Origin of the sequence: Rhodoferax sp. WC2427, assembly GCF_040822085.1 — a bacterium.
Classification (GTDB): domain Bacteria; phylum Pseudomonadota; class Gammaproteobacteria; order Burkholderiales; family Burkholderiaceae_C; genus Rhodoferax_B.
In genome coordinates, this window is record NZ_CP162006.1 from 1,617,426 (window position 1) to 1,637,973 (window position 20,548).

The following is a 20,548-nucleotide window of genomic DNA, read 5'->3' on the forward strand; positions in this document are numbered from 1 at the left end:
CACGATGGATATGCTGTCCCTGCCCACCGTGCTGATCGTCGATGACGACCGCACCAGCCGCACCGTGCTGGCCGACCTGTTGTACGGAGAATGCCGCGTGCTGCTGGCCAAGGACGGCCCCTCGGCCCTGCAAAGGGTGCGCGAAGAACCCGAGATATGCCTGCTGCTGCTCGACATCGCCATGCCCGGTATGGACGGCTACGAAGTGCTGCAAGCCCTGCACGCCAACCCCCGCACCGCCCATGTCGCGGTGATTTTTATCAGCGGCCTCAACGATGCCCGCAGCGAAGAGCAGGGCCTGCTGCTGGGCGCGGTGGACTACGTGGTCAAACCCATCCGCCCGGCGATTGCGCGCATCCGCATCCGCAACCACCTGCGGCTGATTGCCCAGCGCAAGGAGCTGGAGCGCCTGGCCAGCCGCGATGGCCTGACCGGCATTGCCAACCGCCGTTCGTTCGACGAGTCGCTGCAGGTGGTCTGCCAACTGGCGGCCCGGCGCAAGGAATCGCTGGGGCTGTCGATGATCGACGTGGACTTTTTCAAGCAGTACAACGACCTGTACGGCCACCCGGCGGGCGACGACGCACTGCGCCGCATCGCCCAGGTGGTGGCCAGCTTTGCCCGGCGGCCCTACGACCTGGCGGCCCGCTACGGTGGCGAAGAATTCGTGCTGCTGCTGCCCGGCGTGCCCGATCTGGACCACCTGCTGGAGCGTCTGCGCACCGACGTGATGGCGCTGGGCCTGCCGAATGCGGGCTCGGACGTGGCCAGCGTGGTCACCATCAGCATTGGTGCGGTCCACATCAGCGCTGGTGGTCGGCACGACCCGGCATTGCTGTTGGAGCAGGCCGATGCCATGCTCTACCAGGCCAAACACCAGGGCCGCAACCGCGTGGTGTCGGGCGCTTACGCCTCGACCAGCCGGTTTTAGCGGGCCAGTGTGGTGTCCAGCCGGCGCAGGCTGGCTACCGTGGCCAGGCAGGCCTGGGCCACTTCTGCACCCTTGTGCACAAAGTGGTCGCCAAAGAACTGCTGGTGCTCGGCGTGGCTGTGGAAGTGGTGCGGTGTCAGCACGGCGCTGAACACCGGCACGCCCGTATCCAGCTGCACGGTCATCAGCCCCTGGACGACGGCGTTGGCCACAAATTCATGGCGGTAAATGCCGCCGTCCACCACCAGGGCACAGGCCACGATGGCATCGAACTGGCCGCTTTGGGCCAGCTTCTTGGCGTGCAGCGGAATTTCAAAGGCGCCGGGCAACTCCAGGATGTCGATGGCTTCGCGCGGCACGCCCTGGCGTGCCATCTCGGCCAAAAAGCCGCCGCGGGCCTGGTTGACGATCTCGGCATGCCAGGTGGCTTGGACGAAGGCGATGCGGACGGGGGTGGTGGCGGTTGTGGTCATGAAAGGTGTTGGCAAAAAATGTTCCAACCCAGGACGCACGCGCGCAGGCACAGACCGCCAAAAACGGGTGTGCACATGGCGCGTTCTCTAAGAACGTGTTTGCGGGTTCTTTGATGTCGCGTTGGGGTGCAATCGGGATGAGTTGGTTGTCGGAGACCGCAGCATGGGCTCCCCGCCCATGCAAGGGTTCCGGCAGACAAATCGCCCGATTTCACCCCAACCCGAAGGGCCGGTGCCTTTTCGGGCGCTCAGCGTCGTTACAAAACCAGCCAAGGCGGAAAGCCTTGGCCTGGGTTTTGCACCTAGCTGCGCATCCCGAACAGGCATCTGCGCGACCCCAAAGAAACCGTAAACACGTTCTTGCATCCGGACTATGATCGTCGGCTCCGGAATCGCACCGGAATCTGCTGACCCCTTGCATGGCAAACCACGCAAGGGCGCTCGCGGGCTTGTGCATCGCTGCCATCACCGCCGGTGGGGAATTGCACCCCGCCCTGAGAACGCTGTTCTGCACGGCTGCGTGCAGAGGCCTCAAGTGTAAGGCTAGGCTTACAACCTGTGCTTATAAGGTAAATATGCGGCTGGCGCTTATTGCATCAGCGTGAGCAGCTATCAAAAGCATAGTGTTGTGCCATACGCATTCCACCAACCGCTTGACTGGGTGGTTCCACCGCAACCCTGTTGGAAGGGCGTTTACTGGCGCAGGGCTTTCGACTCACCGAGTGCAGTGACCAGTTTGGCCAAGGCATCGTTGGAGGCACGTACAGCAGATAGCGAGAAATTGCTCTTGAAATCTTCGTATTCGGCGCGGCCTTCGCCTTGAACTCGCACTGTCTCGAGGGTTTTGCCGTCAACGTCGGTAATGGCGCATGTCAGTTGGATACCAAATTGCGTGGGGGGCCAGGTGAACGGGCTAGGGGACGATGAGGTAGTGGTGATTTCAGGTGTGATGAGCAGGCTTACACCGTTGGCTTTCCATGCGGCAATGTCTTTGGGATCTTTGATTTTGCTGACATCGCTGAATGCCGCAGACAGCGCCTGGTATAGCCCTGTCTCCAAGTCGCGGTAAGGGAAGTAGCGGATCTTGTCGCCGCCACCGCCAGGAGAGGTAATCTCCAGTGCCTTCGATGCATCAGAAATATAAAACCCCACTTTTTTGGGGATGACGGTTGTTGCGTTGGCGGTAGGGATGACTTTGGAATCAGGAGTCATGCTGATCGGGTGGGCGCAGCCGAACAGGACCACGCACGCAGCGGTGGACATGCAGATTTGGAAAAAGCGTTTCATGGTTTAAGGCCGGTTTAGTTTTTGAGGGATTGGATAAAGTCGGAATCGGATACCAGTGCATCAATCAGCTTTTGCACCATGATGGGATAGTTGTTGGCTGCCAGCGGAATGGCGACAGCACCTGCAAATGCGCTTTCCCATGTGTGGACGATGGACTTGGTTTTTTCAAACCGGACCTGCCCTTCACGCTTGACGGTGAAGCGGGCTTCAAGCTGTCCTTCGTTGGTAGACAGACCGCCAGCATCAATATTGTTTTTCAGCAATACGCCGCTGATGGTGGTTCCGGACTGCGGCGCATACAACTTGGCCATTTCAAGCTCGGTGCGCAAGGCTGCTGCTATGTAGTCGCCATAGTTTTTGCCAACCGGTGTTTGCATGCTGGCTGCACGCAGTTGAATGGCACTGGCACCCTTCAGGTTTTCTGCAGGTGAGATGCCTGCCACGGTGACCGTGCCCGCACCCGACTTTTTCAATGCTTCCACATTGTCAATAGACGGTGCATAACTGGGAGCCGGACCTGCGCAACCCACCAAGAATAGACAGGCTATGCCGACAAGAGCGAACGATGTACTTCGGTAAATTTTTTGCATGAAAAGTAAATTTTTAGATAAAAATCGAGCGGATTGTATGTGATCAAAATATCTATAAATCTGTGAAAATTTACTTTTCAAAAATATTTTTCGTATGCAATTTTTGGGACTGACTCAACCCTTTGGCGCGGAACATGCTGTTGGAATGTGCAATCACCCAAGAAGACTAGGCACGTTCGTGGGAGCGGTGCACGAAGCTGCTTTTCAGCGCGCATGGGCGATCTAATCCCATGGGGATTTCTTCGTTGGCGGTGGAGCGGTATCTACCACCATGGGGTAGGTCAAGGCATGGTGCAAGAAATAAGCTGCTTGTGCTTATTTCACCAGCACAAGAAGCTATCAAAACCATAGTATTTCTATGCCGCAAAAAGCAGGCAACTCTCCAGCCACTGCCGGTGGTATTCCCCTAACCCGTCCAGCCGATAGGCCGGTGCGGCCAGCAGGTGCTGGGATGCCGTGGGGTGGCTCCAGCGGCCCAGCATCCAGGCACCGCGGGCGGTGCCCTCCATCGCGTCGATGCTGGCGTAGCAGGTGTGGCCGGTCAGCAGGGCCTGCAGCAGGCCCAGGAAAAGCCGGTTATGGGCGAGAGGGCCTTCGACGACCACGGTGGTGTCGGACGCGCCGGGGCGCAGTTGCTGCACCAGCCAGGCGGTGACTTGGGCGCAGTACAGGGCGGCCAGGGCCGAGCGTTCGGCGGGGGCCAGGGCCTGCAGTGCGAGGGCTTGGCCTGCACGCAGTACCTCGCCGGTGCGGTGCATGAACGGGCCGCCTTGCGGGGCGAAGCTGGGCAGTGCGCTGGTGTGGCTGCGCAGCAGGGCTTGGGCATCTTCCAGCGTGCCCAGGTCGGCGGGGGCACCGTCCAGCAGGGCAGCGAATTCGCGGCCGCCCATGAAGCGGGCGGTGGGCGTGGCCTGGCCGCGCACGTTGACGTTGCACAGCATGTCGCGCTGTGCGTCCAGCGTGCCCGTGGGCGCGTCGGGGGCCATCAGCACCGTCCAGGTGCCGGAGGACACCACGGTCAGCTCGGCCGTGCTGGACAGGTAGCGGGCCAGGCAGGCGTTGCTGTCGTGCACGCCCACGTGGATCTCGCAACTGTGCGGCAGGCCCAGGGCATCGGCCAGTGCCGGGCGTACGCAGCCCAGTACCTGCCAGGCCGGGGCCAGGGGGGCGAACTTGGCTGCCCAGCCCTGCGCTTTGGCCAGGGGCGCGAAATCCTGCCGGTCTGGTGCCCACAGCTGGGTGTGGCAGCCCAGGGACGACACCTCGCTGGCCGCCACGCCGCTGAGCCACCAGGCCCAGTACTGCGTGTAGGGCAACAGGGTTTGGGTGCGGACCCAGGCCTCGGGATAGGTGTGTTGCAGCCAATAGAGCTGGCGGGCGGCGTTCAGGCCTACCGGCAGGTCGGGCGCATAGGTGACGTCAAAGCCGTCGCGCTGGCGCTGGTAGGCGTGGTGCAGGGCGCTGGTTTGCCCGGCAAAGGTGTCGCACTCGTAGTCCAGCGGCGGCCAGGCCAGGCCGTCGGCGGTGATGCCTACAAAGGCCGCGCCATGGGTGCTGGTGACCACGCGGGCGCAGCGCCGGGTGAGGGCGCTGGCCGCCAGCGTGTTGCAGATCCAGTCGGTCAGGCCGCCAATGTCCAGCGCGCTGTAGCCCAGCGGGGATTCGACAGGCGCGTTCTTGCGGCCATGCTGCTCCAGCACGCTGCCATGGTCGTCCACCAGCAGCAGTTTGGCGTGGCTTTTGCCGATGTCGATGACGAGGGTCAGATCGTGCACGGTGTCAATCCAGGTGGAACAGGCAGGGCAAGGGCTCGGCCACCGGGCTGCCGTCGGGGTTCGCGCGCATCAGGTCGGCCATGTACGCCCACCAGCGCTGCATTACCGGGTGCTGGGGCAGGCTGTCCATGCCGTGGCCAGGCGTGCGGCGCAGCACGGCGAAGAGGGTGTGGTGTTCTTCATCCAGGTAGATGCTGTAGTCGCTGACACCTGCCGACTTCAGCAGGGCCACCAGCTCGGGCCAGATGGCGTCGTGGCGCTTCTTGTACTCGGCCACGCAGCCGGGGTGCAGGAGCATGCGAAAGGCGTACTTCTCGTTGCTCATGCAAATACCCGCCTGCGTTTGAACAGCTTGGGCAACACCATGGACACGATCAGCAGCGCGCCGATCACCATGGACATCACGATGCCGGTCACGTTGGCCATTCCCATGGCAAAGGTGAACAGGCCCAGCAGCAGCACCGCCAGCATGGTGCCCACGATACTGCCGCGCCCGCCCTCGATGGCCACGCCGCCCAGGATCACCATGGTGATGGCGTCCAGCTCCCAGCCCATGGCGATGTTGGGGCGGGTGCTGCCGATGCGGCCGGTCAGCAAAATGGCGGCCAGCGCAGCCATCAGCCCGGCAAACACAAACAGCGCCAGCCGGTAGCGGTCGGCCTCGATGCCCGAGAAGCGCGCCGCCACCGGATTCGCGCCAATGGCGTACAGCCTGCGGCCCAGCACGGTGCGGTGCAGCGTGATGCCCACCGCCACGGCGGCCACCAGCAGGATGGCGAACTCGATGGGCAGGGTCAGCCAGCGCACGCCGATTACCTCGCCCACATAGCTGTTGCCCAGGGTGGAGAACACCTCGGGGTAGCCCGAGATGGCCTTGTCACCCAGCGCCACCATGGCCAGGCCCCGGTACAGCGACAGCGTGCCGATGGTGACCACGATGGACGGCAGCTTGTAGTGCGTGACCAGCACGCCGTTGACCGCACCGGCCACGCCGCCGGTGGCAAAGGCCGCCAGCACCATGCCCAGCGGACCGGCCCCGGCCTGCATGGCGTAGCCCATGGCCAGCGAGCACAGGGCCAGGATGGCGGCAATCGACAAATCGATCTCGCCGGTGATGATCAGCAGGGCCAGGGCCAGCGCCAGAATGCCTTTTTCGCTGAAGTTGAAAGTGCTGTCGGCCAGCGCGTCCACCGACATGAAGCCCGGCTGCGCCCAGCCAAAGCCCGCCAGCAGCAGCACCAGCAGGGCCAGCAAAACCCGCTCCCATGTGTTCCAGGCCTTCATGCCGTGGCTCCTTTTAATGTGCTTGTCTTGTGTTCCAGAATCTGGCGGCCCGCACGCCGTTCGGACCGCGCATTGACGGCTACCGAGATCAAGATCACGGCCCCGGCAATCGCCTGCTGCCAGAACGGCGACACCTGGATCACCGGCAGTGCCCCGTTGACCACGCCAATGAACAGCACGCCCAGCGCAGCGCCCAGCACCGTGCCCACGCCGCCGCCAATGCTCACCCCGCCAATCACGCAGGCGGCCACCACCGTCAGCTCGTAGCCCGCCGCCAGCTCGGTGTAGGCGATGGAATAGCGCCCCACCCACAGCAGCCCGGCCAGCCCGGCCAGCATGCCCGACAGGGTGTAGACCATCATCAGCCGCTGGCGCGCCGAGATGCCCACGTAGGCCGCAGCATGCGGGTTGCCGCCCAGGGCGTAGATCTCGCGGCCCTCGCGGCGCAGCTTCAAGAACACCGCCGCCAGTACCAGCACCACCAGGGCAAACCACACCAGCGCGGGCAAGCCCAGCCAGGTTTCGCGCGGCAGGCCCTTGATGGCGGGGTGGATGTCCTGGTCGGACACCCAGGCGCCCTTGCTGGCCACAAAAATCGCGCCCCGGTAGGCCGACAGCGTGCCCAGCGTCACCACGATGGGTGGCAGGTCAAAGCGGGTGATGAGCCAGCCGTTAACCGCGCCCAGCAAGGCCCCCACGGCCAGTGCCACCAGCAGCAGCACCGGCACCGAGGCACCCGGCCAGGCCTTGCCCAGCAGCGCGCAGACCATGCCGGTGAGCGCCAGGTTGGAAGCCACCGACAGGTCGATGCCACGGGTCAGCAGCACCATCATCTGGCCCATCACCAAAATCGCCAGGATGGCCGAATCGTTGGCAATGTCCAGGCCGTTGCGCCAGGTTAAAAACACCGGGGCGCGTGCGCCCACGGCCAGGGCGATGGCGGCGATGATGGCCAGCAGCAGCCACTCGCGGCGGATGGAAGAGAAGTTTTTCATGCGGCTACCGCCTCTAGTTCAAAAACAGCCACCGCCGGGCTGGGCGGGGGTGCATGGCCCAGGCCTGAAGCGGCCGCCACGATCTGCTCGGCATGGGCGTCGGCGCGGGCGAACTCGGCCACCTGCAGGCCCCGGCGCATGACGATGGTGCGGTGCGCCAGGTGCATCACCTCGGGCAGCTCGCTGGACACCAGAATCACCGCCAGGCCTTGCTCCACCATCTCGGCGATCAGCTGGTACACGGCCTGCTTGGCCCCCACGTCGATGCCCTTGGTGGGCTCGTCCAGGATCACGATGCGCGGGTCCAGCCCCAGCCATTTGGCGATCACCACCTTTTGCTGGTTGCCGCCCGACAGGCCCGACAGCAGGGTGTCGGGCGATTCCGTCTTGATGCGCAGGCGCTCAACCATGCGTTGGCACAGCGCCGATTCACGCAGCTTGGACAGCCAGATGCCGCGGGAGAACCGCGCCAGGCCCGCCAGGCTGATGTTGTGCTCTACCGAAAAGCTGAGGATGGCCCCCTGGCGCTGGCGCTCCTCGGGCACGTAGGCAATACCCGCCGCAATCGCGTCGCCGGGGCGGCGGGCGTTGAGTTTTTGGCCGTTGACCACAAAGTCGCCGGTGGCGGCAGGGTTCAGGCCCATGATGGCCAGCATGGCCTCGCTGCGGCCCGAGCCCACCAGGCCGTAAAAGCCCAGGATCTCGCCGCGGCGCAGCTCGAACGACAGGTTCTGGAATTCGGTGGGGTGCGACAGGTCTTTCACCGACATCACCACCTCGCCCGGGGTGGAGGCGATGTGCGGGTAGATCTGGTCAATGGCGCGCCCGGCCATCAGCTTGACCAGCTCCTGCTCGGTGGCATCGGCAATCGCGCCGCTGCCCACGGCGGTGCCGTCGCGCAGCACCAGGTAGCGGTCGGCCACGGCAAAAATCTCGTCGAACTTGTGGGTGATGAAAATCACGCCCACGCCCTGGTCGCGCAGTTGGCGCACGATGCCGTAGAAGTCGCGGATTTCGGCCTGCGACAGGGCGGCGGTGGGCTCGTCCAAAATTACCACCGCGGCTTTTTGCGACAGGGCCCGGGCGATCTCCACCAGATGCCGTTCAGCCAGGCTCAGGTCCTTGACCATGGTGGTGGCGTTGAAGCGCGCACCGATCTGCTCCAGCACGGCCTGGGCCTGCGTGTGCATGGCCGACCAGTTTATGAACGGGCCGCGCATGATGTGGCGGCCCACGTAGATGTTTTCGGCCACGCTGAGTTCTTCGAACATCACCGTTTCCTGGTGCACCGCCAGGATGCCCGCGGCCTGCGAGGCCTGGGCGTTGGCAAAGGTGTGGGCTACGCCGCGCAGCGAGACTGTGCCCTCGTCCACCGGGATCACCCCGGTCAGCATCTTGACCAGGGTGGATTTGCCCGCGCCGTTCTCGCCCACCAGGGCCAGCACTTCCCCGGCGCGCAGCTCCAGGTCCACCCCGCGCAGCGCGTGGGTGGCACCGTAGCGCTTGTGGACACCGCGCAGGCTCAACAAAGCATCAGTCATTTAAAAATCCAGCTTCGCATTAAAAAAGGGGCACCTACCCTGACAGAGATGCCCCAGAAAACTGTACAGCCAGCGCCCGCAGGTGCCAGCGGGCTCGCTTAGAAGAACTTGGCGAATTTCTCGACGTTGGTCGCGTCATAGGTGAAGGGCTCGGACATGGCCGCTTCGCCATTTGCGTCCAGCGTGACGGTGCCCACACGGCCCAGCGACACCTTGTCGCCCGCCTTGCCGGTGACCTTGCCCGAGATGAATTGGCTGGCCGCGTAGATGGACGAGTAGCCCAGGTCGATCGGGTTCCAGATGGCGAAGGACTTGACTGCGCCGCTCTTCACGTGGCCGGCCATTTCAGACGGCAAACCCAGGCCGGTCACGAAGATGGTACCGACCTTCTTTTCATCCTGTACGGCCTTGGCCGCAGCCGCCACGCCCACGGTGGTGGGGGCAATGATGGCCTTCAGGTTGGGGTAGCTCTTGAACAGGCCTTGGGCTTCGCGGTAGCTCTTGTCGGTCTGGTCGTCACCGTAGACCACGCTGACCAGCTTCAGGCCCTGGTAGGCGGGCTGGGCCAGCACTTTCTTGGCTTCTTCGATCCAGATGTTCTGGTTGGTGGCCTGGGCCGTGGCCGACAGCACCGCGACTTCACCGGTGGAGCCAATCGCGTCTGCCGTCATCTTCACCAGTTTTTCGCCGATCAGCGGGTTGCTGGAGGGGTTGAGGTGCATCATGCGGCCGTCTTTGCGCACGCCCGAGTCGAACGAGATGACCTTGATGCCACGGTCCATGGCGCGCTTGAGCACGGGGGCCAGCGCGTCGGGGTCGTTGGCGGAAATGACGATGGCCGACACCTTCTGGGCGATCAGCGCGTTGACGATTTCGATCTGGCCTTCGGCCGTGGCCTTGGCCGGGCCGGTGTAGATGATGTCGATGTTCTTGAGCTCTTTGGCGGCCTCTTGCGCGCCCTGGTTGGCGGCATCAAAGAAGCCGTTGCCCAGGCTCTTCACCACCAGGGCGATCTTGTCGGCGGCAAAGGCCGGGCTGGCCAGGGCTGCGCTCAGTGCCACGGTGATCAGGGTTGCGAGTTGTTTCTTCATGTTGTCTCCTGGATGTCGTTGTTGGTATCAAAAATTGCCTTGAAGGCCGGAGTCGCTACCGGCGGCAGCTTGGATTTGCCGCCAGTGTCGATGGGGTGCGCTTTGCCGGTGCAAATCCGCTTAAACAATGCCGCTGCTGGGGCCGCTGGCGGGGCGGATGGCCGCCATGTCCGTGCGGTAGCCGCTGGCGCGGTAGGTGGCCACCGGGTCCACTGCGCCACCGGCTTCCAGGCGGATTTTTTGCAGCAGCGGGGTCACGTCGGTGTGGAAGGCGGCCTTCAAGGTCTGCGCGGCCATCAGCACGTCGTTGCTGTCCTGGTAATTGGTTAAGGCCACGCGGTCCACCAGCAGGGCCTGGGCGTAGCAGCGCTGCACGGTGATGGCACTGGTCATCAGGCTCTCGATGGGGTCGGTCACGTTGTGCGACTGGTCCAGCATGTAGGCGGGGTCGAAGTTGGGGGCTTTGCTTTGCGCTGCGTCCACCAGCTCGTTGAACACCAGGAACAGCTGGAACGGGTTGATGCTGCCGCTGTCCAGATCGTCGTCGCCGTATTTGCTGTCGTTGAAGTGGAACCCGGCCAGCTTTTGCGCATGCACCAGGCGGGCCACGATCATCTCGATGTTGGTGTTGGGCGCGTGGTGGCCCAGGTCTACCAGGCAGCGGGCTTTCTCGCCCAGGGTTTGGGCGGCCAGCAGGCTGGAGCCCCAGTCCTGGATCACGGTGGCGTAGAAGGCGGGTTCGAACATCTTGTGCTCTAAAAACATCTGCCAGCCGTCGGGCAGGGCGGCGTAGATCTGGCGGTTGCTGTCCAGGTAGCGGTCGAACTGGCGGCGGAAGTGGCTTTGGCCGGGGAAGTTGGAGCCGTCGCCAATCCACACCGTCAGCGCCTTGCTGCCGATCTGCTTGCCGATCTCGATGCACTCGATGTTGTGCGCCACGGCCTGGGCGCGCACGCCGGCGTCGGCATGCGTCAGGCTGCCGAACTTGTACGACAGCGGCTGGTTCTTCTGGTCGGAGAAGGTGTTGGAGTTGACCGCATCAAACCCCAGGCCGAAGGATTCGGCGTGCTGGCGCAGCTCTTTGTAGTCGTTCACCTTGTCCCAGGGGAAGTGCGGCGACACGGTGGGCGTGCAGCGCACCAGCTGGTGGATCACGCCGCAGTCTTGCAGCTTGTCGAACACGTTGCGCGGCTCGCCCTGGCCAGGGAAGCGGGCGAAGCGCGTACCGCCCGTGCCCACGCCCCAGCTGGGCACGGCCACGGCGAACTGCGCCACGGCGGCTTTCAGCACGTCGATATCTACACCCCGGCGGGCCAGCTGTTCGCCCAGGTTTTCATAGTCTAAATGCACTCTGGCGCTTGATTCATGAGCGTGAGTAGCTATTAATTCGGGAGCAATTTTGGTGGTGGTCATGGTCGTCTCTTTGGTTTTGTTTGATCGCCGAATTAACGCGGGAAGGCCGCAAGATTACCCGCATCCACGTTGATGATGTTGCCGGTCGATTTGGCGGCCAGGTCGCTGGCCAGGAAGTAGGTGGCTTCGGCAATGTCTTCGGGGAACACGCTGCGTTTGAGCATGGAGCGGTCGCGGTAGAAGGCTTCGAGTTCTTCCTCGCTGATCTTGTTGGCGGCGGCGCGCTCCTGGCTCCAGGCACCCGTCCAGATCTTGCTGCCGCGGATCACCGCGTCGGGGTTGACCACATTGGAGCGGATGCCCAGCGGTGCGCCTTCCAACGCAAAGCTGCGCGAGAGCTGGATCTCGGCCGCCTTGGCCGCGCAGTAGGCGCTGGCCTGGGCGCTGGCCACCATGCCGTTTTTGCTGGCGATATACACCATGGCACCGCCGATGGCCTGGGCCTTCATCAGACGGAAACATTCGCGGCCCACCAGGAAGTAGCCGGTGGCCAGGATGTTCTGGTTACGCATCCACAGCGCCAGGCTGGTGTCTTCGATGGGTGCGGCGGAGGCAATACCGGCGTTGGACACCAGAATGTCTACCCCGCCAAACTCCAGCGTGGCCTGCACGTAGGCGGCAATCACCGAGTCTTCGGACGTGACGTCGCACACCATGCTGCGCACCACGTCTTTGCCGTAGCGCTGGGCCAGCGCGGCGCGGGTGCTTTCCAGCGCTTCCACGTCGATGTCCAGCAGGGCCACGCAGGCACCCTCGTTCAGGAAGCGCTCGACGATGGCGCGGCCAATGCCGCCTGCGCCGCCGGTCACCAGCGCCACCTTGCCGACCAGAGGCTTTGCCTTGGGCATGCGCTGCAGCTTGGCTTCTTCGAGCAGCCAGTATTCGATGTCGAAGGCCTCCTGCTCGGGCAGGCCCACATAGGTGTCGATGGCATTGGCATCGCGCATCACGTTGATGGCGTTGATGTAAAACTCACCGGCAATGCGCGCCGTGGCCTTGTCCTTGGCAATCGACACCATGCCGATGCCGGGCAGCAAAATGATCACCGGGTTGGCATCGCGCAGGGCCGGGCTGTCGGGGCGCTTGCAGCGGTCGTAGTAGGCGGCGTAGTCGGCGCGGTAGGCCGCCAGTTTCTCTTCCAGCGCGGCGGCCAGGGCGGCGCCTTCGAGCTGGTACACGGCGGCTTCCAGGATCAGCGGGCGGATCTTGGTGCGCAAGAAATGGTCGGGGCAGGAGGTGCCCATGGCGGCCAGCGGGGCCAGTTGCACGCTGTTCACAAATTCCATCACCGCAGGCTGGCGGTCTACATGCATCAGCTTGTGGCCGCTCTTGGAAGCCAGGCCGCGCAGCACCGGCAGCACACGGGCCAGGGTGGCGTCTTGCGCGGCGGTGGCCAGCGATGCCCGCGCCACGCCGCCAAAGGCCACGGCCTTGCGGGCTGCGGTCTCGCGGCCCAGCCAGTTTTGCGCATGGGCGATCACACCCACGGTGTTCTCATAGCAGCTCTTGGCCGTGTCGCCCCAGGTAAACAGGCCGTGGCCCGCCAGCACCAAACCGCGCTGGTCGGGGTGGGCCGCCTGGTAGCGCTGCAGCATCAGGCCCAGCTCGAAGCCGGGCTTGCGCCAGGGCAGCCAGCCCACGGTGCCTTCAAAAATCTTGGCGGTCAGCGCTTCGCTGTGGGCCATGGCGGCAATCGCAATCACCGCGTCGGGGTGCATGTGGTCCACATGGGCGAAGGGCAGGTAGGCGTGCAGGGGCGTGTCGATGCTGGCGGCGCGCGGGTTCAGGTTGAAGGTGCAGTGCGGCAGGTAGGCCACCATCTCGTCTTCAAACTGCGGGCCGCGGTACAGCTTTTGCAGCGCATTGAGTTTGTCCATGTACAGGGTGCTGAAGCCGTCGAGCTTCATCGAGCCCACGTCGCCGCCCGAGCCCTTGACCCACAGCACGGTGGCGTCCTGCCCGGTCAGCGGGTCTTTTTGCACCAGCTTGGCCGAGGTGTTGCCACCGCCGTAGTTGGTGATGCGCAGGTCGGAGCCCAACAGGTTCGAGCGGTACAGCAGCAGGCCGGACGCATCCAGTGTGGCCGCATGGGCATCGTTCCAGGTGGGGAAGGGGGCGGTGGTAGGTGTGGACATGAAAGCGGTTCTGGAGTGGAAGGTGTTGCTTGGCTGCAAGTCTAGAAACAGCCGTGCATATCCACAACCAATGCTTATTGATGATTTGACAAAGTTTTTCTTATACTTGGGGACCGCCACCGTAGGGGGTCGCCCCATGGGCGTTTAGGGCCTGAAATGCTGCGTTGCAGCTTAGGGAAACTCCCTGCCAACCCGGTGGCCCCGAGCCGATTTCGCCCACTGTCCAAAGCCCGCATTGCGGGTGAAACCCTGCATGAAAAACACCACCCTGCGCCAGCTCCGTATTTTTGAAGCCGTGGCCACCACGCTGAGCTACTCGCGGGCCGCCGAGCAACTGCACCTGACGCAGCCCGCGGTGTCCATGCAGATCAGCCAGTTGCAGGAAGACGCGGGCCAACCGCTGTTCAGTAAAACCGGCAAACGCCTGGTGCTGACCCCGCCCGGCGAAGCCCTGCTGCGCCACACCCGCCGCATCCTCGACCAGGTGCGCATTGCCGACGAGGCCATGGCCGCCAGCCGCAGCGGCGAGGGCGGCCTGCTGCACCTGGGCGTGGTACCCACGGCACACTACTTTGCGCCCGCGCTGCTCATGGCCTTCAAGGCACGCCACCCCGGCATCCGCTTCAAGCTCACGGTGGAGCGGCGCGACAAGATCCTGGCCATGCTGCAAGACCACCAGCTCGACGTGGCCATCGGCGGCTACCCGCCCAGCGAGGCCGACGTAGAAGCCGAAACCTTCGCCCGCAACCCCCACTGCATCGTCGCCCCGCCCAACCATCCCTTGGCCGCCCAGCGCAAGCTCACCTGGGCGGACTTGCGCACCGAGGACTTCATCTTCCGCGAACCCGGCTCCGCCACCCGGCAGTTTCTGGAGCACCTGCTGCAATCCCAGTCGCTGCAGGTGAACGTGTCGATGGAGCTGTCTGGCAACGAAACCATCAAACAGGCCGTGATGGTGGGCATGGGCATCAGCTTCCTGTCCGCCCACGTGTTCCAGGTCGAGCTGGCCGCGGGGATGTTGGCGGTGCTGGACCTGCAGGACATGCCCAAGATGCTGGACTGGTGTTTGCTGCACCGCCGCGATGCCGTGCCGTCGGATCTGGGGGCGGCGTTTCGGGACTTTGTGCTGGGGGATGGGGCGGGGTTTGCGGAATGTCGGCTGAGCGGGCGGGGGTGAGGGTTAGGGGCTAACTTGGCAGCCTGCGCTTATGGAATGGGCGGGAGCAGCTATGGATTTTGTAGTATGAGCTGTTTGAGAGTGGGTGAGCCGATTGGCGTATCGGCTCACGCCTAGGGCCGATATTGAGCCGATTCCCTTACGTATGGGCCGATGTTGCCGTTGCCTATTTCATGGGCGCCAAGTGCCGTCGAGCAAGCCAAAGTCGTTCTGGCGGGATACCTGCAGTGCCTGGGCTACCTGCTTGCGTTTGTCGCCTTCGGGCGGTGGCCCGGCCACGAACGGACGGGTGGCGCGGGCGGCGATCGGTGCGGGTTGCAGCGGCGGCGAGGGGGACAGCGCGCGGGCACCGCTGTGGGCCAGCCATTCGGGCGTGTGGTGGAAGTTGAGCCGCCCGTTCACCTGCGCCAAATGGGCCTGGCATGCTATGCACCCTCCGAGGCGGATGGCAAACCTTCCACCGCCAGGCAACCTTCCAGCGCCTGCAGCACCCGCAAAATGTGCTCCAGCCGCAGCGTAGGCTTGCCCGCCTCCATCTCCACCACAAAGCGCACGCCTACGCCTTGCAGAAATATCCTGTTCGGGGTGGAGAGGCCCGCACGCCCGCCATTGACGGGACCGGCATGCGCGTTCACCATGCCTATGCTGGAAAGGAGACTCCATGGCTGAGAGCGACAAGGTGTTCGCGGGTTCGATCCCGAAGTTTTACGACACGCTGATGGTTCCGCTGATCTTTGGGGCCTATGCCGCCGACCTGGCCCAGCTGGTCGCGGGCTTTTCGCCCGGCGCGGTGCTGGAGACGGCGGCGGGCAGTGGGGTGGTCACCCGGGCGCTGGCACCCCTGCTCCGGGCCGATGCGCGCTATGTGGTGACCGACCTCAACCAGCCCATGCTCGACTACGCCGCCGCCCGGCAGGGGGTGGATGGCCGCATCGCGTGGCAGCAGGCCGATGCGCTCGCACTGCCGTTCGACGATGCCGCGTTTGACGTGGTGTGCTGCCAGTTTGGTGCCATGTTTTTCCCCAACCGGGTGGCGGGCTACGCCGAGGCGCGCCGCGTGCTGCGGCCGGGCGGGCGTTTTGTCTTCAATGTCTGGGACCGTATCGAGGAGAACGCCTTTGCCGATGCCGTCACCCAAGCCGTCGCCACGCTGTTTCCGCAGGATCCGCCGCGCTTCCTGGCCCGCACGCCGCACGGCTACCACGATACCGCGCAGATTGGCGAGGAGTTGCGCCGCGCAGGGTTCCACCACGTCCAGATCCAGACCCGCGAGAAAGTGAGCCACGCGCCCTCGGCACGCGACGCCGCCACCGCCTACTGCCAGGGCACGCCGCTGCGCAACGAAATCGAGGCGCGCGATGCCAGCCTGCTGCCGCTGGCCACCGACCGCGCAACGCAGGCGATCGCCAGCCGCCATGGCACAGGTCCGGTGGCCGGGAAAATCCAGGCCCATGTGATCGTGGCGTGGGGATAGCGAGATCGCCCAAAACCCTAAAGCCCCTGGGGCATCGCACTGCGGCTACCCTGAGGTCCATTCAGTTTTTGACCCCCACTCCGCCAAGGAAGCCATCGCATGACCGACACCACCGTCTACACGCCCCCCAAAGTCTGGACCTGGGACCAGGAAAACGGCGGGCAATTCGCCAACATCAACCGCCCCGTCGCCGGTGCCACGCATGACAAGCCGCTGCCGGTGGGCAAGCACCCGCTGCAGCTGTATTCGCTGGCCACGCCGAATGGCCAGAAGGTCACGATCCTGCTGGAGGAGCTGCTGGCGCTGGGCCACACGGGTGCGGAATACGATGCCTGGCTGATCCGCATCAACGAAGGCCAGCAGTTTGGCAGCGGCTTTGTGGAGGTGAACCCCAACTCCAAGATCCCGGCCCTGATGGACCGCAGCGGGGCCGAGCCGGTGCGGGTGTTTGAGTCGGGCGCGATCCTGCAGCACCTGGCCGAGAAGTTTGGCGCGTTCTTGCCCGCGGGCGGCGCGGCGCGGGCTGAGTGCCTGTCGTGGCTGTTCTGGCAGATGGGCAGTGCGCCGTTTCTGGGCGGCGGGTTTGGCCATTTTTACGCCTACGCCCCGGCCAAGTTCGAGTACCCGATCAACCGCTACGCGATGGAAGTCAAGCGCCAGCTCGACGTGCTGGACCTCCGCCTGGCCCACCACACCTACCTGGCCGGAGAGGACTACACCATCGCCGACATGGCAGTGTGGCCCTGGTATGGCGGGCTGGTGCTGGGGCAGCTCTACGGCGCGGCCGAGTTCTTGAGCGTGCACGAATACACCCATGTGCTGCGCTGGGCCCAGCAGATCGCTGCGCGCCCCGCCGTACAGCGCGGGCGGATGGTCAACCGCACCTGGGGCGAGCCGTCCGAGCAGTTGCACGAGCGCCATGCGGCCAGCGATTTCGACACGCATACGCACGACAAGCTGGCAGCCAAGGCTTGATTGATATGCTATTGATTCAGTAGCTACTCACGCTGATGAAATAAGCGCTAGAGGCATAAAATGGCCTCAACTAGCGCGTACCGCCCCATGCCACCCGCCCGCACCGTCCCCAAACCCGTGATCGACACCAGCCGCTGCACGGGCTGTGGCTGGTGCGTGCCCACCTGCCACCTGCATTTGCTGTCGCTGGAGCCGCAGGGCTGGAAGAAGTTTTCGGTGCTCAGCGACATCGACGCTTGTACCGGCTGCCGCAAATGCGCGGTGCGCTGCCCGTTCGACGCCATTGCGATGGTGCAAGCCGAGGGCTGAAAACCGCCCCCGTGGGCTTGCGGCCCATTACCGCTGCAAGGCCGCTTCCAGCTCTGCCTTGTTCATTTTGGAGCGGCCCTTCAGGCCCCGCTGGCGGGCTTCGTTGCGCAGTTGCAGCAGGGTACGGCCGCCCGGGCCCTTGTGCGAGCGCAGGCCGCCGCGTCGGCTGGGCGACATGTCGTTGAGCGAGGAGGCGCTGGCCTCCGCCGACTCACCCTGTTGCGCCCGCTCCTTGTTGACGACGCGCGCCGCGATCTCCTCGGCCAGGGGTTCGGGCTTGCCGCGTTCCAGCAGGCTGGTTTTGATATGGCTGTATTGGCGCTCACGTTTGGCGCTCCAGGCTTTGTTCGGCATAGCTGCTCCTTTAAGGGGATAAAAAAGCACCAGGGCTTACCGGCCTTAGAACGCTGCGCGCAGCGCCTCGGTAAGCTTCTCCAAACCCAGCGACACATCGACCAGCGTGTCGTTGAGAAAAAACGTCGGCGTGGCGTGCACGCCGCTGCGGTCGCCTGCGCGGCGGTGTTCTTGCACCCGCTGGGTGTAGATGCGGTCATTCATCTCGCCACGGTAGCGCAGCATGTCCAGTCCTGCGGCTTCGGCATAGCCCGCCAGGGCTTCGGCATCCAGGTGCTGCTTTTGGGCAAACAGCAGGTGGTGCATGGGCCAGAACTTGCCCTGCGCCGCAGCGGCTTCAGCGGCTTCGGCGGCCAATTCGGCTTGCGGGTGCAACTCCATCAGCGGGTAGTGCCTGAACACGAAGCGCAGGCGGTGGCCCTCGGTGTCCACCAACTGGCGCACCAGCGGCTCGGCCTGGATGCACGCCGGGCATGCGTAGTCGCCGTACTCCACCAGCGTGAACCGGGCATCCAGGCGCCCCATCACATGGTCGGCGGCGGACAGGCCCGCTTCGGGGGTGTCGCGGGGGCCTACGCGGGTCATGGCTTTGCCGTCGCAGAGCCGGGCAGCAGCGTGGCCTGCAAGGTGATTTCGGGCACGCTGGCCAAGGCTTTGGATAAGGGGCAATTGTGTTTGGCGGCCAGTGCCAGCGCCTGGAACTGCGCCTCATCCAGACCGGGCACGCTGGCTTTCAGGGTCAGGGCGATCCGGTCGATCCCAAACCCTTCCCCCTGCGGCACCAGGCGCACTTGGGCCTGGGTGTCTACCGTGGCGGTGGCAAAGCCGGCCTTGTCGCAGGCAAACGAAAACGCCATGGCAAAGCAGGCGGCATGCGCGGCCCCCAGGATCTCCTCAGGGTTGGTGCCCTTGCGGTCGTCTTCAAACCGGCTGGCAAAGCCGTAAGGGTAGGCCTGGAGCGCGCCGGTTTCGGTGCTGATCTGTCCCTGGCCTTTTTTGCCGGGGCCTTCCCAATGGACGGTGGCGGTTTTTTCGATCATGGCGGGGCCTTTCGTAGTGATTCCTCCATGGTGGCCGTGCCCGCCGACGGGGTCTGTGCGGCAGCGCACAGAATGCCCCGCGCCGGTTTTACAGGCCCTCGAACAGCCCCCCGACGTCCAGAATGTCGTAGGCGATGTCGGGGCGCTGTTCCAGGCTGCGCTTGATGGCGGCGGGGATGGATTGGCGGGTTTTGCGGCACAGGCCGGGCTGTTCATGCACCAGAATGACGATGCCGCGCAGGCTGCGGACCTCGTTGGGGCTGGTGCCGATGCTCAGCCGGATGCCGAGTTGCTGCTCCATCCGCGCTTCCAGGCGGCGCAGGTCGGCCAGGCTTTCCAGGTTCTCCAGCCGCTGCAGCAGGCGCAGCTCGTCCTCGCGGGTCAGGCGCAGCACGCGCAGGTCGCCCAGCGGGTTTTCCAGCAGCGCGTCGCGCCCGCAGTTGCAGGCACCGGGCGGGCATTGGGTACGAATGGGGGTGGGGGGCACGGCGACGCTCAGGCCTGATCAGGCTTTTATATGAAAAATAGGGCTCTGGTGCTGATGCTAACGGCATAAGCAGCTATCGAATGGATAGCGCGCAATATGTCCCTATTCCAGATGTGCCGCAATCGCCGCTCCCATCTGGGCGGTGGATGCGCTGCCGCCCAGGTCGGGCGTGCACGGCCCGGTGATCAGCACTTTCTCGATGGCTGCGACGATGGCGTCGTGGGCTGCGCGGTGGCCCAGAAAGTCTAGCATCAGCGCACCCGACCACACCATGGCCACGGGGTTGGCGATATTTTTGCCCGCGATGTCGGGGGCCGAGCCATGCACCGGCTCGAACAGCGACGGAAAACTGCGCTCGGGGTTGAGGTTGGCCGACGGCGCCAGGCCGATGGTGCCGGTGCAGGCCGGGCCCAGGTCGGACAGGATGTCGCCAAACAGGTTGCTGGCCACCACCACGTCAAAGCGGTTGGGCTGCAGCACAAAGCGGGCGCTGAGGATGTCGATGTGCTGCTTGTCCACCGCCACGTCCGGGTAGCCCTGGGCCACGGCATCGGCGCGGCTGTCCCACCAGGGCATGCTGATGGCGATGCCGTTGCTCTTGGTGGCGACGGTCAGGTGCTTGCGCGGGCGGCTCTGGGCCAGTTCAAAGGCGTATTTGAGCACCCGGTCGGTGCCAAAGCGCGAAAACACCGACTCCTGGATGACGATCTCGCGCTCGGTCCCCGCATACATGGTGCCGCCCAGGTTGGTGTACTCGCCCTCGGTGTTTTCGCGCACCACGAAGAAGTCGATGTCGCCCGGCTTGCGCCCGGCCAAAGGGCAGGGCACGCCCTCGAACAGGCGCACCGGGCGCAGGTTGATGTACTGGTCGAACTCGCGGCGAAACTTGAGCAGCGAGCCCCACAGCGAGATGTGGTCGGGCACGGTGGCGGGCCAGCCCACGGCGCCGAAGTAGATCGCGTCCATGGGCTGCAGCTGGGCCTTCCAGTCGTCGGGCATCATCTGGCCGGTGCGGGCGTAGTAGCCGCAGTGGGCCCAGTCGAAGGGGTGGAACTCCAGGGCGATGTCGAAGCGCCGGGCGGCGGCCTGCAGCACGCGCAGGCCTTCGGGCATGACTTCCTGGCCAATGCCGTCTCCGGCGATGACGGCGATCTTGTAGGTGGGGGACATGGGGGCGTCTTTCTGGTGGCGGTGCTGGTTGCAGGCCGCATGCTAGA

The 20,548-nt window shown here is 64.4% G+C and carries 23 protein-coding genes and 1 riboswitch; of the genes, 5 read left to right on the forward strand and 18 right to left on the reverse strand.

Going from position 1 to position 20,548, the window contains the following annotated elements:
- Positions 1-4 precede the first annotated feature (4 nt).
- Complete coding sequence (locus AB3G31_RS07770) at positions 5-931, forward strand: diguanylate cyclase (RefSeq protein WP_367849616.1); 927 nt, start codon at positions 5-7, stop codon at positions 929-931.
- Here the strand turns inward: AB3G31_RS07770 and AB3G31_RS07775 are convergent.
- The 11 genes from AB3G31_RS07775 to AB3G31_RS07825 all read right to left on the reverse strand — a co-directional run bounded on the left by AB3G31_RS07775 (position 928) and on the right by AB3G31_RS07825 (position 13,515).
- Positions 928-1,404 (reverse strand): 6,7-dimethyl-8-ribityllumazine synthase, encoded by a 477-nt coding sequence (locus AB3G31_RS07775; protein WP_367849617.1) that lies wholly within the window; start codon positions 1,402-1,404, stop codon positions 928-930. The genes AB3G31_RS07770 and AB3G31_RS07775 overlap by 4 nt on opposite strands.
- A 350-nt stretch (positions 1,405-1,754) precedes the next feature.
- Positions 1,755-1,910: riboswitch (FMN riboswitch) on the reverse strand.
- Between the two features lie 187 nt (positions 1,911-2,097).
- Positions 2,098-2,691 (reverse strand): hypothetical protein, encoded by a 594-nt coding sequence (locus tag AB3G31_RS07780; protein WP_367849618.1) that lies wholly within the window; start codon positions 2,689-2,691, stop codon positions 2,098-2,100.
- Positions 2,692-2,705: 14 nt separating this feature from the next.
- Positions 2,706-3,173 (reverse strand): hypothetical protein, encoded by a 468-nt coding sequence (locus AB3G31_RS07785; protein WP_367849619.1) that lies wholly within the window; start codon positions 3,171-3,173, stop codon positions 2,706-2,708.
- Positions 3,174-3,637: 464 nt separating this feature from the next.
- On the reverse strand, positions 3,638-5,056 hold the full coding sequence (locus AB3G31_RS07790) for an FGGY-family carbohydrate kinase (RefSeq protein WP_367849620.1): 1,419 nt from the start codon (positions 5,054-5,056) through the stop codon (positions 3,638-3,640).
- Between the two features lie 4 nt (positions 5,057-5,060).
- A complete protein-coding gene (gene rhaM, locus AB3G31_RS07795) occupies positions 5,061-5,381 on the reverse strand; it encodes an L-rhamnose mutarotase (protein WP_367849621.1) in 321 nt (106 codons plus the stop codon).
- Complete coding sequence (locus AB3G31_RS07800) at positions 5,378-6,340, reverse strand: ABC transporter permease (protein WP_367849622.1); 963 nt, start codon at positions 6,338-6,340, stop codon at positions 5,378-5,380. Before AB3G31_RS07800 ends, rhaM begins: the two co-directional genes overlap by 4 nt.
- Complete coding sequence (locus tag AB3G31_RS07805) at positions 6,337-7,335, reverse strand: ABC transporter permease (protein ID WP_367849623.1); 999 nt, start codon at positions 7,333-7,335, stop codon at positions 6,337-6,339. The genes AB3G31_RS07800 and AB3G31_RS07805 overlap by 4 nt, the downstream gene beginning before the upstream one ends.
- Positions 7,332-8,876, reverse strand: coding sequence for a sugar ABC transporter ATP-binding protein (locus AB3G31_RS07810; RefSeq protein WP_367849624.1), 1,545 nt, complete (start codon positions 8,874-8,876; stop codon positions 7,332-7,334). Before AB3G31_RS07810 ends, AB3G31_RS07805 begins: the two co-directional genes overlap by 4 nt.
- 98 nt (positions 8,877-8,974) lie before the next feature.
- The gene (gene rhaS, locus AB3G31_RS07815) at positions 8,975-9,967 is read right to left on the reverse strand and encodes a rhamnose ABC transporter substrate-binding protein (RefSeq protein ID WP_367849625.1); all 993 of its coding nucleotides are present in this window, start codon (positions 9,965-9,967) and stop codon (positions 8,975-8,977) included.
- A 120-nt stretch (positions 9,968-10,087) separates the two neighbouring features.
- Positions 10,088-11,380, reverse strand: coding sequence for an L-rhamnose catabolism isomerase (rhaI, locus tag AB3G31_RS07820; RefSeq protein WP_367849626.1), 1,293 nt, complete (start codon positions 11,378-11,380; stop codon positions 10,088-10,090).
- A 32-nt stretch (positions 11,381-11,412) separates the two neighbouring features.
- A complete protein-coding gene (locus AB3G31_RS07825; protein WP_367849627.1) occupies positions 11,413-13,515 on the reverse strand; it encodes a bifunctional rhamnulose-1-phosphate aldolase/short-chain dehydrogenase in 2,103 nt (700 codons plus the stop codon).
- Between the two features lie 253 nt (positions 13,516-13,768).
- Here AB3G31_RS07825 and AB3G31_RS07830 point away from each other — a divergent pair, with 253 nt between their 5' ends.
- Positions 13,769-14,692 carry a LysR family transcriptional regulator gene (locus tag AB3G31_RS07830; protein WP_367849628.1) on the forward strand — a complete coding sequence of 308 codons (924 nt, stop codon included), beginning with the start codon at positions 13,769-13,771 and terminating at the stop codon, positions 14,690-14,692.
- Positions 14,693-14,863: 171 nt separating this feature from the next.
- On the opposite strand, the gene AB3G31_RS07835 is transcribed toward AB3G31_RS07830, so the two are convergent.
- Positions 14,864-15,094 carry a HipA N-terminal domain-containing protein gene (locus AB3G31_RS07835; protein ID WP_367850310.1) on the reverse strand — a complete coding sequence of 77 codons (231 nt, stop codon included), beginning with the start codon at positions 15,092-15,094 and terminating at the stop codon, positions 14,864-14,866.
- Between the two features lie 23 nt (positions 15,095-15,117).
- Positions 15,118-15,330, reverse strand: a complete 213-nt coding sequence (locus AB3G31_RS07840) for a transcriptional regulator (RefSeq protein WP_367849629.1) — start codon at positions 15,328-15,330, stop codon at positions 15,118-15,120.
- Between the two features lie 23 nt (positions 15,331-15,353).
- Between AB3G31_RS07840 and AB3G31_RS07845 the strand changes: the two genes are divergently transcribed.
- The 3 genes from AB3G31_RS07845 (at position 15,354) to AB3G31_RS07855 (ending at position 17,450) form a co-directional block, all read left to right on the forward strand.
- Positions 15,354-16,166: a class I SAM-dependent methyltransferase gene (locus AB3G31_RS07845; RefSeq protein ID WP_367849630.1), complete on the forward strand. Its 813-nt coding sequence runs from the start codon at positions 15,354-15,356 to the stop codon at positions 16,164-16,166.
- 99 nt (positions 16,167-16,265) lie between these two features.
- Positions 16,266-17,141, forward strand: coding sequence for a glutathione-dependent disulfide-bond oxidoreductase (gene yghU, locus AB3G31_RS07850; RefSeq protein WP_367849631.1), 876 nt, complete (start codon positions 16,266-16,268; stop codon positions 17,139-17,141).
- 87 nt (positions 17,142-17,228) lie between these two features.
- Entirely contained in the window at positions 17,229-17,450 is a 222-nt protein-coding gene (locus AB3G31_RS07855; RefSeq protein WP_367849632.1) for an ATP-binding protein, read from the forward strand.
- A 27-nt stretch (positions 17,451-17,477) separates the two neighbouring features.
- Here AB3G31_RS07855 and AB3G31_RS07860 read toward each other — a convergent pair whose 3' ends face one another.
- The 5 genes from AB3G31_RS07860 to AB3G31_RS07880 form a co-directional block, all read right to left on the reverse strand.
- Positions 17,478-17,804 carry a plasmid stabilization protein gene (locus tag AB3G31_RS07860; protein ID WP_367849633.1) on the reverse strand — a complete coding sequence of 109 codons (327 nt, stop codon included), beginning with the start codon at positions 17,802-17,804 and terminating at the stop codon, positions 17,478-17,480.
- Between the two features lie 45 nt (positions 17,805-17,849).
- Positions 17,850-18,389, reverse strand: a complete 540-nt coding sequence (locus AB3G31_RS07865) for a DsbA family protein (RefSeq protein WP_367849634.1) — start codon at positions 18,387-18,389, stop codon at positions 17,850-17,852.
- A complete protein-coding gene (locus AB3G31_RS07870; protein ID WP_367849635.1) occupies positions 18,386-18,844 on the reverse strand; it encodes an OsmC family peroxiredoxin in 459 nt (152 codons plus the stop codon). Before AB3G31_RS07870 ends, AB3G31_RS07865 begins: the two co-directional genes overlap by 4 nt.
- Before the next feature lie 88 nt (positions 18,845-18,932).
- A complete protein-coding gene (locus AB3G31_RS07875; RefSeq protein WP_367849636.1) occupies positions 18,933-19,331 on the reverse strand; it encodes a hypothetical protein in 399 nt (132 codons plus the stop codon).
- 102 nt (positions 19,332-19,433) lie between these two features.
- Positions 19,434-20,501, reverse strand: a complete 1,068-nt coding sequence (locus AB3G31_RS07880; protein WP_367849637.1) for a tartrate dehydrogenase — start codon at positions 20,499-20,501, stop codon at positions 19,434-19,436.
- Between the last annotated feature and the right edge of the window lie 47 nt (positions 20,502-20,548).